Origin of the sequence: Micromonospora haikouensis, from assembly GCF_900091595.1 — a bacterium.
Taxonomy (GTDB): Bacteria; Actinomycetota; Actinomycetes; order Mycobacteriales; family Micromonosporaceae; genus Micromonospora; species Micromonospora haikouensis.
The window spans coordinates 36,202-52,242 of the sequence record NZ_FMCW01000009.1 but is presented as its reverse complement, the minus strand read 5'-3'; the positions used below and the strand labels follow the sequence as shown (position 1 = coordinate 52,242).

Sequence of the window (16,041 nt, the reverse complement as noted above, 5' to 3'; positions counted from 1 at the left end):
TCAGCGTGGGGCGCGCGGCCTCGCCGGCGACGGGGACACCGGCGGCAGCGCCGGCACCGGGCCCGGCGCCAGGTCGAGCTGGGCGTACGTGCCGAGCCGGGTGCGCAGCTCCAGCCGGCGCAGCAGCCCGGACCGGTCGATCCAGCAGCGCAGCGTGCCGCGCTCCGCGTCCACCTCGATCACGTCGACCGCCCGGTCGGCGAGGCGGTCCCCGCGGATCCGGGTCGCCGGGCGGGCCGTCCGCTCCGTCGCCGCGCCGACGCGCAGCGCGGCGACCAGCAGCAGGTCGACGTCGTCCGCGTCGTCCGCGTCGGGTGGGCGGTGGTGCCAGGCGTACCCGGTGCGCGGCGGTGGCAGCGGCGGCGGGGCGGCCGGGTCGCCGGTCGCCGGGGCCGACCAGACCCCGGCGGCGTCGTAGCGGCGTAGCGTCCGGCCGGGCCACGCTCCGGTGCCGCCGACCGACAGGTACGCCGCCTGCGCCGTCCAGCTGAGCCAGCCGGTGCCGGCCACGGCCCGGCCCGGGGCGACGGGCGCGGTGAGCGTGGCGACGGCACCGCCCTGGGCCCGCATCCGGGTCGCCAACCGGGCCAGCCGGTCCTCCTCGGGGCCGGTGAGCGCCCGGGGCAGCCCCGCGCGGCCACCGAGCGCGGCCACCGGCCACAGCACCGGCCGGTTGGCCCGCTGCAACTCCAGCGTCACCGGTGCGCCGTCCCGCAGGCGTCCCTCCAGCCGGTGCAGCCGGGCGTCCTGGTCGACCCACCAGCGGGCGGCCCCGTCGAGCGGCGGCCCGGCTGGCGGGATCGCGGTCGGCAGGCTGATCGTGGGCGCGGACCAGGTGCCGGCCGGTGCCGCCGTGCCCGGGGCCGACGCGCTCGCCCCCGACCTGGCCGGCCTCGGCGTCGCCGGCGCACCCGGTGCCGCCCGCTCCGGCGTCGACCTGCTCGGCCCCGGTTCGCGCGGCGTCGACCCGGGCGGCGCGGCGGGATCTGCCGGGCCTGCCGCGGCGGGCCGGCCGGTCGGGGCGCTCCGGCTCGCCGTGCCGCCGGGGCGGGCTCCGCCGCTCGGCCCCGCAGGGGCCGGAAGCGCTCTGCCGGCGGCATCGCCGGGCAGGCGGGACCGGAACACGTCCACCGGCAGCCCGCCGGCCTCGGCCGGGGCCAGCCACCGGGCGTCGTCGGCCGGGAAGCGCCCGGCCCGCTCGGGTCGGGGCGCGGCGAGCGCGAAGAGCAGGTCGACCGCGGGACGCAGGGAGCGGGCGGCGGCCGCGTCGCCCACCCGCCAGCCGTCGGTCGGCGGCACCAGCGGCGGATACGCGGGGGCGGGCACCGCGGTCGGGTCGGGCCGGGTCAGCAGCAGCTCGGGGGTCGCCTGGAGGAGCCCCCGGTCCGGGCCGGCGCCGGGCCCGCCCACGTCCAGGTAGGCCAGCGGGCGGGACCAGTCGACCCAGCCCACGACGTCGGTGCGGGCGCCGGCCTCGCCGAGGGTCAGGCGCACGCCGGAGCGCACGTCCCGGTGGTTGGTGACCCGCACGGCCGCGAGGCGCTCCGCCTCCGCCGGCGTCAGCGGCCGGGACGGCTCCGGTGCCGCCGGCACCCAGGTGAGCAGTCCGACGACCAGGCCCGCCGCCGCAGCGGCGGCGACCACGCCCAGCGCGACCACGGCGGCGCGCCGGCGCCCGCCCCCGCTGCCGCCTCCGCCCCGGCCCGCGCCGCCGCGTCCGCCGCCCGGCCGGGCGCGGTGCGCTGCGGGCCCCCGGTCGCCGCGCCGGCCCCGGGCGGGGGCGACCACGAGGGGGAGCGTCGCCGTGGGCCGGGCCGGGCCCTCGGCAAGCGGGTGCGTCGGCCGGATCGGCCGGGCGGGGCGGGGTGTCGGCCCGGGGGAGTTCTCCACGCGAGGATGAACGTGTGGCGTGCGGGACAGGTGACGCGTGCCTCGGGCGGCTGGGGGCGCTCGCGGCGGCCGGTCTGCGCCTGTGCGCGACCACGTCGGGTGCGCACGCCGGTGATGTCCGGGTGCTGCGACCCCTGTGCCGGGGGCGTGTCGGCCGTCGAGGGCCGAGCCGCCGGCCCGGACGGCCGCCGCGAGCGGCCTACGGCCATACCCTAGCGCGGTGAGATCCGCCACACAATGCGAATATCGAAGCCGATCACGGACCGACGGTAGTCGTCCCGCCTTGTCGGACCCCGGGCGTACGGTGGGGTCATGGCGCTCGACATTCCCCGGCTCGACGGCCGTTTCCAGGTCGTCAGCGAGTTCCAGCCGGCCGGCGACCAGCCGGCCGCCATCGACGACCTGGAGCGCCGGGTGCGGCGCGGTGACCGCAACACCGTGCTGCTCGGCGCGACCGGCACGGGCAAGAGCGCCACCACGGCCTGGCTCGTCGAGCGGTTGCAGCGGCCCACCCTGGTGCTGGCGCCCAACAAGACGCTCTGCGCGCAGCTGGCGAAGGAGTTCGGCGAGCTGCTGCCGCACAACGCGGTGGAATACTTCGTCTCCTACTACGACTACTACCAGCCCGAGGCCTACATCCCGCAGACCGACACCTACATCGAGAAGGACTCCTCGATCAACGAGGAGGTCGAGCGGCTGCGGCACTCGGCGACCATGTCGCTGCTGACCCGTCGGGACGTGGTGGTGGTGGCCACCGTCTCGGCGATCTACGGTCTGGGCACCCCGGAGGAATACCTCGACCGCGCCGTCCGGGTCGCCGTCGGGCAGGAGCTCGACCGCGACCAGCTGCTGCGCCGCCTCGTCGACATCCAGTACACCCGCAACGACATGGCGTTCCAGCGGGGCACGTTCCGGGTCCGCGGCGACACGCTGGAGATCATCCCGGCCTACGAGGAGCTCGCCGTGCGGGTGGAGCTGTTCGGCGACGAGGTGGAGAAGCTCTACTACCTCAACCCGCTCACCGGCGACGTGGTCCGCGAGGTCGACAGCCTGATGATCTTCCCGGCCACCCACTACGCCGCCGGGCCGGAGCGGATGGAGCGGGCCACCCGCGACATCGAGACGGAGCTGGCCGAGCGCCTCGCTGAGCTGGAGCGGCAGGGCAAGCTGCTGGAGGCCCAGCGGCTGCGGATGCGCACCACCTACGACCTGGAGATGATGCGGCAGGTCGGGTTCTGCTCCGGCATCGAGAACTACTCGATGCACATCGACGGCCGGCTGCCCGGCAGCCCGCCGCACTGCCTGCTCGACTACTTCCCCGACGACTTCCTCACCGTCATCGACGAGTCGCACGTGACGATCCCGCAGATCGGCGGCATGTACGAGGGCGACGCCTCCCGCAAGCGGATGCTCATCGACCACGGCTTCCGGCTGCCCAGCGCCGCCGACAACCGGCCGCTGCGGTTCGACGAGTTCCTGGAGCGGGTGGGCCAGCTGGTCTTCCTCTCCGCCACCCCCGGCTCCTGGGAGCTGGAGCAGGCCCAGGGCGAGTTCGTCGAGCAGGTGATCCGCCCCACGGGCCTGATCGATCCCGAGGTGGTGGTGAAGCCCACCAAGGGGCAGATCGACGACCTGATGCACGAGATCAAGCTGCGTACCGAGCGCGACGAGCGGGTCCTGGTCACCACGCTGACCAAGAAGATGGCCGAGGACCTCTCCGACTACCTGCTGGAGAACGGCATCCGGGTGCGGTATCTGCACTCCGAGGTCGACACGCTGCGCCGGGTCGAGCTGCTGCGCGAGCTGCGCAAGGGCGAGTACGACGTGCTGGTGGGCATCAACCTGCTCCGCGAGGGTCTGGACCTGCCCGAGGTGTCCCTCGTGGCGATCCTGGACGCCGACAAGGAGGGCTTCCTGCGCAGCGGCCGGTCGCTGATCCAGACCATCGGCCGGGCGGCCCGCAACGTCTCCGGTCAGGTGCACATGTACGCCGACAAGATCACCCCGTCGATGGCGGAGGCGATCGACGAGACCAACCGGCGCCGGGCCAAGCAGGTGGCCCACAACGAGGCGCACGGGATCAGCCCCGAGCCGCTGCGCAAGAAGATCCACGACATTCTCGACGACATCTACCGGGAGGCGGAGGACACCGAGAGTTCCCGGGTCGGTGGCGCGGCGCGGCAGCTGTCGCGGGGCAAGGCGCCGGTCAAGGAGACCCGCAGCCGCAGCCGGGCCGGCGCGGCCGGTCCGTCGCGGGAGGGGATGGCGCGGGCCGATCTGGCCCAGCTCATCCAGGAGCTCAACGACCAGATGCTGGCCGCCGCGCGGGAGTTGCAGTTCGAGTTGGCCGCCCGGATCCGCGACGAGGTCGCCGACCTCAAGAAGGAGTTGCGGGGGATGGACGCGGCCGGCGTGAAGTGACCGTCGGGCACTTCCGGGGCCCCGGATGCCGTTGCCGTAAGCAAGCGAGGTATTGCAGCGAGTGATCGATCTGCGTACTCTCCGTCCTGGGGAGGCGGGGATGCCGTTGCCAACGAGTCCGGTGATTCGACGGGCGCGACTCGGAGCCGAGTTGCGCCAGCTACGCAGGCGGGAGGAGCTGACGCTGGAGCAGGTCTGTGACCGGCTGGGTTGGGCGTCCACCTCCAAGCTGTCCCGCATCGAGCTGGGGCAGAGCCGGCCGGATCTCGCCGACGTGCTCGACCTGCTGGACGTCTACCGGGTCGCGCCGGACGAGCGTGACGCGCTGATCGTCATCGCCCGGGACGCGGCGACGGGCCGCGGCTGGTGGAAGACGCTCGGCGGGATGGGGGAGCGGCAACGCGCCTACGCCGAGCTGGAGGCCGGGGCCGCCACCGTGGTGGAATACCAGCCCGCCGTGGTGCCCGGGCTGTTGCAGACCCCGGCGTACGCGCGGCTGCGGCTCGGCGTCGCCCGGCTGCTGCATCCCGACGTGGACGTGGAGGCCGACGTGCGGGCCCGGCTGGTCCGGCAGGAGGTGCTGCACCGGGCGGAGCCGCCCCGCTACACGGCGCTGCTGGAGCTCGCGGCCTGTGATCCGGGCGGCGTGCCCGACGGCATCTGGCGTGAGCAGCTGCGCCACCTGGTCACCCTGGCGGGCCGGCCGAACGTGACGATCCGGGTGGTCCCGCCCGGCGTGACGGCCGGCGGCGCGCACCCGCTGACCCCGTTCACCCGATACTCGTTCCCCGACCCGGCCGACCCGCGCACGGTGATGCTGGAAGCCCTGACCACCGACGTGCGGCTCGTCTCCCCGGCGGACCTCGGCTGGTACGACGCGGTGATCGACCGGCTGCTCGACGCCGCGCTCCCGGCGACGGAGACGGCGGCGTTGCTGGCCCGGCTCGCCGACGACCCGTCGTTGCCGGCCGCGGCCGACCTCGGCGGTCAGCCGTCGGTGAGGGCGCGGCCGGAGGGCGCCGTGTTGCCCCGTCCCCGCCTGCCGCAGGACTGACCTCGCCCCGGGGCCGACCCGCCGCACCGCGCCGGCCGCTGCCCACCCCGGCGGCGGGCGGGGTCACCGGTATCGGTTGAAGCCACCCTCGGAGTCGATGACCTGACCGGTGATCCACCGGGCGTCGGCGGAGCACAGGAAGCGGACGAGCCGGGCGGCGTCCTCGGGGGTCCCCCAGCGGCCGCCGGGGAAGAGCCGCGCCACGAGGGCATGGGCGCCGGGCTCGGCGTACCCGGTGTCGGTGGGGCCGGGGTTGACGCAGTTGACCGTGATGCCCTTCGGCATGAGCAGCGGGCTGAGCTGGACGGTCAGGTTCTCCAGGGCCGCCTTGCTCGCCGCGTACGCGAGCTCGGTGGGCATCGGGCCCAGCCGCTGCCCGCTGGAGAAGAGCACCAGCCGGCCGCCGTCGGTGTCGCTACGGGCGGCGAACCCGGCGGCGAACGCCTCCGCCAGCAGCAGGGTGGCCCGGACGTTGACCAGCAGGTGCCGGTCGATCTCGGTGGCGTCGAGGCCGCCCAGCGGGGTCTGCGTCGAGTACGTGTGCGCCGCCACCACCGTGTCGAGGCGGCCGAACCGGTGGACGGCCTCGCCGACGAGGGCGGCCGGTGCGGCCGGGTCGAGCAGGTCGGCCCGGACGTGGGCCGCGCGGTCGCCCAGCTCGGTGAGCAGCGCCGGCACGCCCTCCGGGTCGCCGCCGTAGGGCTGCGTGTCGTCGTAGTCGGGCAGGCCGGTCAGCAGCAGCCGGTGGCCTGCCGAGGCCAGGGCGCGGGCGACCGCGGCGCCGATGCCGGCGCGCCGGCTGACGCCGGTCACGAGAGCGATGCGTGCCGTCATGGCTGACAAGCCAAGCCCGCCGAGGTGAGGACCGCCAGCGATTATCGCCGCGCGGCCACCGGGCCCGGCAACCCCGAGCCCGCCGGGACCGGTGGCCGCGCGCGCGAGCGCACCGTAGCCGGGGGGTACGACACTCTCGGCACGACGGGGCGGGGACCGGCCGGGGCCCGGGCGTCGAGCGAGGCGGCGACGCCGGCTCGGACGTGCCGGTTCAGGGGCGCCGGCTCAGGCGGCCCTGGTGCCGCCGGCCACCCACCCGGCCCGACGCCCTCCTGGTCAGGCCGGGACGTCGACGAAGTGCTCGACCAGCGGCGGGCCGGCGAAGTGCGGGCCGATCAGCGCCCGCCACTGCTGGAACCGCTCGGTCTCGCGGAAGTTCTCCTCGTGGGCGGCGACGGAATCCCACTCGACCAGCAGCACGAACCGCGTCGGCGACTCGACGCCCCGGGTCATCCGCACGGAGCGGCAGCCGGGCGTGCCGGCCAGGATCTCGTGCCCCCGCGCGTACGCGGCGGCGAAGTCGTCCTCGTGTCCGGGCGTCACGTCGATGAGCGCAACCTCAAGCACCATGCCCAGAGCCTCGCACGGTGCCGGCTGAGGCCGGGCCGCCGGGGTGGCCGTGTCCACCGCCGGCGCGGAGATCCACGCCGGCACGACTGCGGGATGGTCTCCTAGGACGCCGCACGCGCGGAGATATCCGTCACTGGAAGCCCGCTGAGGCCCCCCGGGTGAAAGCAGGAGATGCGCGCCGGCCTCGCGATGGTGAACAATGGGTCGCGAAGGAGGGGAGTATTCCCCCGCGACGGAGTCGTCAGCACGGTCGACCGCCCCCGGCGGCGCGACCCGGCTCCGTAGGTTGTCGGCCCGCTCGCGGGTCGGCGACGGAAGAGACCTCCGACAGCCACCAGTGTCCGCGTCGCCACACCCACTCGCCCCGGCGGGCGTACGGTGTGCCCGACGCCGTGTGTCTGCCGGAGGATGGGATTGAACGTGTCCGGATTGGTGTGGGCGGGGACCCTCGTCGCACTGACAGCGGTTCTCGTCGTCGACCTGCTGATCATCGGCCGACGACCACACGAGCCGAGCGTCCGCGAGTCGAGCCTGTGGGTCGGCTTCTACGTCGGGCTGGCCCTGCTCTTCGGCGCCGGGTTGTGGGTCTTCTCCGGCCCCGGGGTGGCCGGTGAGTTCTACACCGGCTGGCTCACCGAGTACAGCCTCTCGGTGGACAATCTGTTCGTCTTCGTGATCATCATGGCCCGCTTCGGGGTGCCCCGGCAGTACCAGCAGAAGGTGCTGCTGATCGGCATCGTGCTGGCGCTGCTCATGCGCGGCGGGTTCATCGCCGCCGGTGCGGCCCTGATCACCCAGTTCTCCTGGGTCTTCTACATCTTCGGCGCGTTCCTCATCTACACGGCGGTCAACCTGGCCCGCCAGGGCGAGCCGGACGAGGACGAGTTCAGCGAGAACCTGCTGATCCGGTGGAGCCGCAAGGCGCTGCCGATCTCCAGGGAGTACGACGGCGCGAAGATGACCACGCACGAGGCCGGCCGCCGGCTGTTCACCCCGATGCTGATCGTCATGATCGCCATCGGCACCACCGACCTGATCTTCGCGCTGGACTCGATCCCGGCGATCTTCGGCATCACCCAGGAGCCGTACCTGGTCTTCACCGCGAACGTCTTCGCGCTGATGGGCCTGCGCCAGCTCTACTTCCTGCTCGGCGGGCTGCTGGACCGGCTGATCTACCTCAGCTACGGCCTGGCGGTGGTGCTCGGCTTCATCGGCGTCAAGCTGGTGCTGGAGGCCCTGGCCGACAACAACCTGCCGTTCGTCAACGGCGGCGAGCCGGTGGCCTGGGCCCCGCACATCCCGATCTGGCTGTCCCTGACCGTCATCCTCGGCACCCTCTCGGTGGCGACCGTGGCCAGCCTGATCAAGTCGGCCCGGGACCGGCGGCGAGAGTTGGCGTCGGCGCGCGGCTGAGCCGCTCGCGGCAACGGGGGCGCTTCCGGCACCGGGAGCGCCCCTTCGGCGTGTCGGGCGGCTCAGACCCGGTGCGCGCCGACCAGGGTGGCGGTCCGGTCGGCCGGCATCGCCTCCTCCAGGACCCGACGGTGCCGGTAGCAGGCGTGCAGGATGCGCCGGTCGGCGTCGCCGTCCGGGGCGGCGCTGACGAAGCCGATGTGGTGGATCTGTCGGCCCGGCCGGGCGAAGAAGTAGAGGTCGCCGACGCGTTCGGTGCCCAGGGGCAGCGGGGTGGTCGCGCCGGCCTGGTCGGCGGCGTCGCGGGGCAGCACCACGCCGAACCGCCGCCAGGCCAGGTGCACCAGGCCGGAGCAGTCGATCCCGTACGCCGACACCCCGCCCCACACGTAGGCCACGTCGCGCAGCCGGGCGGCGACGGTCAGCACGTCCGCCGGGGACGGGGGTGCGGTGGGCGGCGGCACGAGGTGCGCGTCGGGCAGCCAGAGCGGCCGGTCCTGGCCGGGGGCGTGCACCGGACGCCAGCCGTCCACCGGCGGGCCGGCCGGGGCCAGTCGGGTGCCGAGGATGACCCCGGCGACGACCGGCTCGCCGGCCGGGGCGGCGTGCAGGGCGGTGACGGTCGCGTCGACGACCCAGGGACCGACCGGGGCGCCCTGGTTGTCGGCCGGGGCCGGGGCGGTGTCGTTCGGGGCGGGCGCGTCGTGGGCCGGGGCGGGCGTGGCGTGGGCCGGGCGCGGGGTGAGCTGGGCTGCCGGGAGCCAGCCGGGGTAGCCGCGCGGGTCGAGCCGGGCCGCCGGTTGCTCGACGGCCACGACGTGCGCCCAGCCGTCCGGGCGCAGGGCGGTGACCAGCACGCGCTCGCCGAGCAGCAGTTGACTCAGCACGCACTCGCCGACCTGCTGGTCGGCGTCCATGCCGGAGATCCAGGCGGCGACGTCGGCGGGCGCGTCGAGGGCGGGACGGTCGACGGGGCGTACCGCCTCGGGGCGGGACCAGAGGGTCGCGACCGCGACCCGGACGACGGCCTCGCGGCCCGGTTGCAGCTTCACGTCCACCCCCAGTTCGCGGCGTCCCTGTCGCGACCCTATGAAAGAAAGCGCCGCCTATCAACCAGCCGACTGAATCTTTGCTTCAGACACGGAGTCGATGCCGAGGCCGGGCGCGTCCGGCAACACGACGGTCGCCCCGTCGTACCGGATGCCACCCCGCACCGGCGACCAGGCCAGCCACCAGGCGGCGTCGAGGTCGGAGACGGCGCTGGTCCCGTGGGCGGCGACCAGGCTGGCCGCGGCGCCAAGCCCGACCTGACTCTCCATCATCGAGCCGACGACCGTGCCGACGCCGTGCTCGGCGGCGAGGTCCAGCAGCGTGCGGGCGGCGTGCAGGCCGCCGCACTTGGCCAGCTTGACGTTGACCATGTCGGCGGCCCGGCGGCGGATCACCTCGACCAGGTCACGCACGCCGAAGACCGACTCGTCGGCGAGGACCGGCAGGCCCACCCGGTCGCTGACCCAGGCCAGCCCGTCGAGGTCCCAGCGGGACACCGGCTGCTCCACCAGCTCGACGCCGAGGCCGGCGTCCTCGATGCCGCGGATCACCCGGACCGCCTCGCGGGGGGTCCAGCCCTGGTTGGCGTCGAGCCGGATGCGCACGTCGGGGCCGACGGCCGCCCGGACCGCCCGGACCCGCTCCAGGTCGCCGGCAGCGTCGGTGCCGACCTTCAGCTTGAGCACGGAGAACCCCTCGCCGCCCCGCTGCCGCGCGGCGGCGGCCAGGTCGGTGGCGTCGCCCGCGGCGAGGGTGACGTCCGTGGGCACGCGCAGGGCCGTGCCGCCGAGCAACCGCACCAGGGGTACGCCGAGCCGGCGCGCGGCCAGGTCGTGCAGGGCGGTGTCCACCGCCGCCTTGGCGGCCTCGTTGCCGGCCACCGCCCGGCGCACCTCGGCGCACCGGGCCACGAGGTCGTCGGCGTCCCGGCCGACCAGCCCCGGTGCCAGCATCTCCCGCACGCACGCCTCGGCCCCGGCCAGCGACGCCCCGGTCACCTGCCACACCTGCGGTGCCTCGCCGAAGCCGGAGCGCCCGTCGTCGTCGACGAGTTCCACGATCAGCGTGTCGGTGGTGGTGGTGCGGCGCAGCGCGGTGACGAACGGGGTGTGCAGGGGCGCGGAAAGCCGATGGGTGCGTACCGCGGTGATCGTCATGTGCGGCACCCTATAGGTGACCCGGCGACGACAGGGGAGGCCGAATGGGCGGGCGGGACTGGGAGCTGGTGGGGGCGCCGAACGCGCGCGACCTCGGTGGCATGGTGGGGCTCGACGGCCGCCGGGTGCGGGCCGGCCGGCTGATCCGGACCCCGGCGCTGGGCCGGCTGACCGACGAGGACCTGCCGGTGCTGGGCAAGATCGCTCCGGCCTGCGTGGTGGACCTGCGCGACGATTCGGAGATCGCGACGGCGCCGCCGAACCGGCTGCCCGGCGAGCCCCGGGTGGTGCGTCTGCCGGTGTACGACCCGGCGCACCCGGTCTTCACGGCGGTGTCGGAGGTGCTGCTCGGGCACGACCTGCGCGCGGAGACGGCGTTGGCCCTGCAGGGGACCCCGGCGGCGATGGCGGAGATCTACCGCTGGTTCGTCACGGGCGAGGCGGCCCGCGCGGGCTTCGGCGGGGCGGCCCGGCTGGCCGCCGACGCGGGCAACCTGCCGCTGCTGTTCCACTGCTCGGCCGGCAAGGACCGCACGGGCTGGCTGTCGGTCGTGCTGCTCACCGCGCTGGGGGTGGACGAGGCGGCGATCCGGGCGGACTACCTGCGGACCAATGCGCAGACGGAGAGCCTCAAGGAGGTCGTCCTGGCCGCCATGCGGGCCCGGCAGCCGGAGCTGGCGGAGGCGGCGATCCGGCCGCTGATGGAGGTGCGCGAGGAGTACCTGGATGCCGCGTATGCGGAGGTGCGGCGGGTGCACGGTTCGTTCGACGCGTACCTGCGCGACGGGTTGGGGCTGACGCGGGCGCACCTGGCGGCGCTGCGGGACAACCTGCTGGACTGAGCCCCGCCACTGCCGGCGCCCGGCCCGGCCGCCGTGCCCGGCCCGCCGTTCGCTGGTCACGTGCGGTGACGGCTGCGGGAGGCGAGACCGGTCGTGGCCAATCTTCACTCTTCGTCAGGTTGCTGCGACCCGAACAGACCTCATGCGCTCCCTTTGCTCTGCACCCATCGACGCAACACGTCGCTGAACTGGGGAAAGTCCGGTTCGGAGGCGGCGGGCGGGAGCGGCGGCCCGATGCGCTGCGTGACTGCTGCGTCCGTGGGTGCAGAGCAAAGGGCGCGCGGCAGGTCGTCTCGACGTGCCGCGGCGTTGCCCAGAGTCACCTGCCGACGCCGTGCCCGGCCCTCGGCTCGGTGCCGCGACCGGCCGGCGGCTCGGTGCCGCGACCGGCCACCGGGCCCGGCTCGGCTCGGCGCCGGACCGAGCCGATGCCCTCAGGCCGCTGCGGCCGGGCGCAGGTCGTGGCGGGCCGCCCAGACCCGGGCGGAGATGTCGGCGAGGAGCCGGCAGGCGTCCCCGTCCGCCGCGCCGCCGCCGGCCGGGTCGCCGGTGGTGCAGACGACCAGCACGTACGGCGGGGCGTCGGCCGGGTGGACGACGCCGGCACCGTGGCGCACTCCGCGTACCCAGCCGTTCTTGTGGGCGATGCGGACGCCGTCGGGCAGGCCGGCGGCGAGGTCCTCGCGGAACTCCTGCGCGAACAGGACGTCGAGCATGGCGGCGCAGCCGGCGGGGGAGGCGAGGGGGCCGGGGCCGGTCGCGCCAGCGGTCAGCCCGCCGAGCAGGGCGGCCAGGTCGGCTGCGGTGACCAGGTTGGTGATGCCGGCCTCGCGGGCGGCGAAGTCCTCGATGCCGCGCCCGGTGACGCTGTGCCGGGCACCGGCGGCGGCCCACGCGTCGGCGACGGCGGGCAGGCCGACGTGGCGCAGGCAGAGGTTGGTGGCCAGGTTGCTGGAGCGCACGATCATCCGCTCGGCCAGCCAGCGCAGCGGCGCGCGCCCGTTCTCCCGCTCCCAGACGGCCTCGTCGTTGTCGTAGTGCCGGGCGCAGGCGAACCGGGGGGCGCCGGGCAGGGCGGAGTCGAACTCGTTGCGCACGTCGACGGGGGCGTCGAGGTCGAGCGTGCCGGCCTCGGCGGCCCGGTGCAGGGCCAGCAGCACGGCGACCTTCATGGTGCTGGCCGCGTAGTGGGTGGCGTCGGGGTGCCGGGTCCAGGTCGCCGGGGCGTCGACCCGGCCCGCGTACGCCGAGACGGTGCCCGGCAGTGCGTCCAGGCGGGCGTCGAGCTCGTCCCAGATCATGCGGGTGACGGTAGCCGATCCGGCCCCCGGTCGTCCGGGGGCCGGCGGCAGGGGGTCAGCCGGCGTGCTTGCGGCGGGCCGTGGCGCGGGCGCGCTGGGTCTGGTCGAGCACGACCTTGCGGATGCGGACGGCGGCGGGGGTGACCTCGACGCACTCGTCCTCGCGGCAGAACTCCAGGGCCTGCTCCAGCGACAGCTTGCGCGGCGGGATCAGCTTCTCGGTCTCGTCGGAGGTCGAGGCTCGCATGTTGGTGAGCTTCTTCTCCTTGGTGATGTTGACGTCCATGTCGTCGGAGCGGGAGTTCTCGCCGACGATCATGCCCTCGTACACCTCGGTGGTGGGCTCGACGAAGAGCTGGCCGCGCTCCTGGAGGTTGATCATCGCGAAGGAGGTGACCGCGCCGGCCCGGTCGGCGACCAGCGAGCCGTTGTTGCGGGTGCGCAGTTCGCCGAACCACGGCTCGTAGGACTCGAAGACGTGGTGCAGGATGCCGGTGCCCCGGGTGTCGGTGAGGAACTCGGTGCGGAAGCCGATCAGGCCGCGCGCGGGGACCAGCCACTCCATCCGGATCCAGCCGGTGCCGTGGTTGACCAGCTGCTCCATCCGGCCCTTGCGGGTGGCCAGGAGCTGGGTGATCGCGCCCAGGTACTCGTCGGGGGCGTCGATGGTCAGCCGCTCGACCGGCTCGCAGATCTTGCCGTCGATCTCCCGGGTGACGACCTGCGGCTTGCCGACGGTCAGCTCGTAGGACTCGCGGCGCATCTGCTCGACGAGGATCGCCAGGGCCAGCTCGCCACGCCCCTGCACCTCCCAGGCGTCGGGGCGCTCGGTGGGCAGGACCCGCAGCGAGACGTTGCCGACCAGCTCCTTGTCGAGGCGGTCCTTGACCATCCGGGCGGTGACCTTGGCGCCCTTGACCCGGCCGACCAGAGGCGAGGTGTTGGTGCCGATGGTCATCGAGATCGCCGGCTCGTCGACGGTGATCAGCGGCAGCGGGATCGGGTTCTCGGCGTCGGCCAGCGTCTCGCCGATCATGATCTCGGGGATGCCGGCGACGGCGATGATGTCGCCGGGGCCGGCCGAGTCGGCGGGCTTGCGCTCCAGGCCCTCGGTCATCAGCAGCTCGGAGATGCGAACCCGCTGGGTGCTGCCGTCGGTGCGGCACCAGGAGACGGTCTGGCCCTTGGCGATGGTGCCCTGCCGCACCCGGCACAGCGCCAGCCGGCCGAGGAACGGGGAGGCGTCGAGGTTGGTGACGTGGGCCTGCAGCGGCGCGTCCTGCTCGTAGGCGGGCGGCGGGATGGTGTCGAGCAGGGCGCGGAACAGCGGCTCCAGGCTCGTGCTGTCCTGCGGGACGGAGCCGTCGGCGGGCTGGGTGAGCGAGGCGATGCCGTCGCGGGCGCAGGCGTAGACGATCGGGAAGTCGATCTGCTCCTCGTCGGCGTCCAGGTCGAGGAAGAGCTCGTAGGTGTCGTCCACGACCTCCTTGATCCGGGCGTCGGGGCGGTCCACCTTGTTGATCACCAGGATGATCGGCATCCGGGCGCGCAGCGCCTTGCGCAGCACGAAGCGGGTCTGCGGCAGCGGGCCCTCGCTGGCGTCGACCAGCAGCACCACGCCGTCGACCATGGTGAGGCCGCGCTCGACCTCACCGCCGAAGTCGGCGTGGCCCGGGGTGTCGATGATGTTGATGGTGACCGGCTCCGACCCGTCCGCCGGCAGGTAGCGCACGCCGGTGTTCTTGGCCAGGATGGTGATGCCCTTCTCCCTTTCGAGGTCCATCGAGTCCATCACCCGCTCGGTCGTCTCGCCGCGGGCGCCGTAGGCGCCGGCCTGCCGCAACATGGCGTCGACCAGGGTGGTCTTGCCGTGGTCGACGTGAGCGATGATGGCGACGTTGCGGAGGTCGGTGCGAAGCTGCATGGGCTCCATCCTCCCGCCTGCGCGGATCAGGTGCCGCGTCGGGGTCGCCCCTCGGCCGCCGGCCGGATCCGGTGGGTGCGTGGCTGTCGGTGCCGGCGGCCCGGCTGTCATGCTGGCCGCGTGAGCCGGGGGCCGTCGTGCACGATCTGCTGAACTCGGTGCAGGGCCTGCCGCCCCTGCTGGTCTACCTGGTCGCCGCGGCGATCGTGGCCGGCGAGACGGCGGTGATCGTCGGGCTGCTGGTGCCGGGCGAGGCGACGCTGCTGCTGGTCGGCTTCCTCACGTACACCGGCGCGCTGCGGCTCGGCCCCGCCCTGCTGGTGATGATTGTCGCAGCCGTGACCGGGGACACGTTGGCGTTCCGCGCGGGCCGCCGCTACGGTCCACGGCTGCGCGCGTCCGGCTTCGGGGCGCGGGTGGGTCCGCACCGGTGGCGGCGCGCCGACGCGCTGCTGGAGCGGCTCGGCGGGCGGGGGGTCCTCACCGCCCGCTGGGTGGCGTTCGCCCGCACCCTCGCGCCCCGCCTGGCGGGGGCGGCCGGCATGCCGTACCGCCGGTTCGCGCCGTGGAACCTCGCCGGCGTGGTGACCTGGGTGGGCGGGTCGGTGCTGGCGGGCAACCTGGCCGGGGAGTCGTACGAGACGGTGTCGCGGCTGCTGGGCCGGGCCACCGGCGCGGTGCTGGTGCTGCTCGGCGGGGTGCTCGCCGTGGTGCTGGTGGGCCGCTGGCTGGGCCGCCACCCGGATCCGGCCCGGGCGCTGCTGGCCCGGGCGGCGGCGCTGCCGCCGCTGCGCTGGCTCGCCGCCCGGTACGGGGTGCTGTTCTTCCTGCTGGCGATGCGCGTCGGCCCCGGCTGGACGCTGCTGATCAACCTGGCCGCGGGGCTGGTGCTGCTGTTCGTGGCCGGCGTGGCCATCGCCTGGCTGCTCGGGGCGGCGATGCGGTGGAGCGGGCTGGCGGTGGTCGACGACGCGATCGCCGGCTGGTTCGCCGACCGGCGTACCCCGGGCGCGGCGGAGGTCGCGCTGACCGTGGTGTCCGTGTCGCGCGGCTCGGTGCTGATCGCGCTGGTGGCGGTGGTGGCCGCCGGTCGGGCGTGGCGGCAGCGTCCGTGCCCGGGGCGCGGCGGTGCGCTGCCGCGGGCCGAGCTGCTCGACGTGGTGGGCACCGTCGGCGCGTTCCTGCCGCTGGTGGTGCTCGCCGTGGTCGCCGAGGTGGTGGCGCCGGGCCGGCTCGCCTCGGGCGAGGAGGGGGTCCTGTTCGCGACGCAGAACGCGGTGATGGCGGCGAGCCTGTGCACCCTGGCCTGGCTGCTGTCGCGGGGCTCGCCCTGGCCGGTGACGGTGGCGGCGTGGACGGCCGCGGCGGCCGGGGTGGCCGCGATCGGCGGCGCGCGGCTCTATCTGGGGCAGGGCACCGCCAGCAGCACGATCACCTCGGTGCTGCTCGGGGTGGCCTGGACGGCGCTGTTCATGGTCGCCTGGGCGACGCGGGACCGGGCGGTCGGCGCGGGCGGCCGGTGACCAGGTCGGACATGGCGGTGAGGATGCGCCCGACCGACGGCCGGGCCGCCCCGGGGGCGCCG

General features: G+C 74.8%; 12 protein-coding genes. 5 read left to right on the top strand and 7 right to left on the bottom strand.

All coding sequences use genetic code 11. From position 1 onward, the window contains the following. Entirely contained in the window at nt 1-1,890 is a 1,890-nt protein-coding gene (locus GA0070558_RS10940) for a hypothetical protein (protein ID WP_091278236.1), read from the bottom strand. 312 nt (nt 1,891-2,202) lie between these two features. On the opposite strand from GA0070558_RS10940, the gene uvrB reads away from it, so the two are divergent. Both uvrB and GA0070558_RS10930 read left to right on the top strand, forming a co-directional pair. Then, nucleotides 2,203-4,311: an excinuclease ABC subunit UvrB gene (uvrB, locus tag GA0070558_RS10935; RefSeq protein WP_091278234.1), complete on the top strand. Its 2,109-nt coding sequence runs from the start codon at nt 2,203-2,205 to the stop codon at nt 4,309-4,311. A 100-nt stretch (nt 4,312-4,411) separates the two neighbouring features. Beyond that, nucleotides 4,412-5,365 (top strand): helix-turn-helix domain-containing protein, encoded by a 954-nt coding sequence (locus GA0070558_RS10930; RefSeq protein WP_091278232.1) that lies wholly within the window; start codon nt 4,412-4,414, stop codon nt 5,363-5,365. A gap of 63 nt (nt 5,366-5,428) precedes the next feature. Here the strand turns inward: GA0070558_RS10930 and GA0070558_RS10925 are convergent, their stop codons facing one another. Continuing rightward, nucleotides 5,429-6,199: an SDR family oxidoreductase gene (locus GA0070558_RS10925; RefSeq protein WP_091278229.1), complete on the bottom strand. Its 771-nt coding sequence runs from the start codon at nt 6,197-6,199 to the stop codon at nt 5,429-5,431. 276 nt (nt 6,200-6,475) lie between these two features. Beyond that, on the bottom strand, nt 6,476-6,769 hold the full coding sequence (locus tag GA0070558_RS10920) for an antibiotic biosynthesis monooxygenase family protein (RefSeq protein ID WP_043969328.1): 294 nt from the start codon (nt 6,767-6,769) through the stop codon (nt 6,476-6,478). Between the two features lie 414 nt (nt 6,770-7,183). Between GA0070558_RS10920 and GA0070558_RS10915 the strand changes: the two genes are divergently transcribed. Next, complete coding sequence (locus tag GA0070558_RS10915; protein WP_091278227.1) at nt 7,184-8,182, top strand: TerC family protein; 999 nt, start codon at nt 7,184-7,186, stop codon at nt 8,180-8,182. A 62-nt stretch (nt 8,183-8,244) separates the two neighbouring features. Here GA0070558_RS10915 and GA0070558_RS10910 read toward each other — a convergent pair whose 3' ends face one another. Beyond that, nucleotides 8,245-9,234, bottom strand: a complete 990-nt coding sequence (locus GA0070558_RS10910; RefSeq protein WP_091278418.1) for a C40 family peptidase — start codon at nt 9,232-9,234, stop codon at nt 8,245-8,247. Between the two features lie 57 nt (nt 9,235-9,291). After that, nucleotides 9,292-10,389 carry a mandelate racemase/muconate lactonizing enzyme family protein gene (locus GA0070558_RS10905; RefSeq protein WP_091278224.1) on the bottom strand — a complete coding sequence of 366 codons (1,098 nt, stop codon included), beginning with the start codon at nt 10,387-10,389 and terminating at the stop codon, nt 9,292-9,294. A gap of 44 nt (nt 10,390-10,433) precedes the next feature. Here GA0070558_RS10905 and GA0070558_RS10900 point away from each other — a divergent pair, with 44 nt between their 5' ends. Continuing rightward, complete coding sequence (locus GA0070558_RS10900) at nt 10,434-11,231, top strand: tyrosine-protein phosphatase (protein WP_091278222.1); 798 nt, start codon at nt 10,434-10,436, stop codon at nt 11,229-11,231. Between the two features lie 434 nt (nt 11,232-11,665). Here GA0070558_RS10900 and GA0070558_RS10895 read toward each other — a convergent pair whose 3' ends face one another. Further along, the gene (locus tag GA0070558_RS10895; protein ID WP_091278220.1) at nt 11,666-12,532 is read right to left on the bottom strand and encodes a serine hydrolase; all 867 of its coding nucleotides are present in this window, start codon (nt 12,530-12,532) and stop codon (nt 11,666-11,668) included. A gap of 55 nt (nt 12,533-12,587) precedes the next feature. Beyond that, nucleotides 12,588-14,456, bottom strand: a complete 1,869-nt coding sequence (typA, locus tag GA0070558_RS10890) for a translational GTPase TypA (protein WP_091278218.1) — start codon at nt 14,454-14,456, stop codon at nt 12,588-12,590. A gap of 137 nt (nt 14,457-14,593) precedes the next feature. Here typA and GA0070558_RS10885 point away from each other — a divergent pair, with 137 nt between their 5' ends. Next, nucleotides 14,594-15,979 (top strand): DedA family protein, encoded by a 1,386-nt coding sequence (locus GA0070558_RS10885; protein ID WP_091278415.1) that lies wholly within the window; start codon nt 14,594-14,596, stop codon nt 15,977-15,979. Nucleotides 15,980-16,041 lie beyond the last annotated feature (62 nt).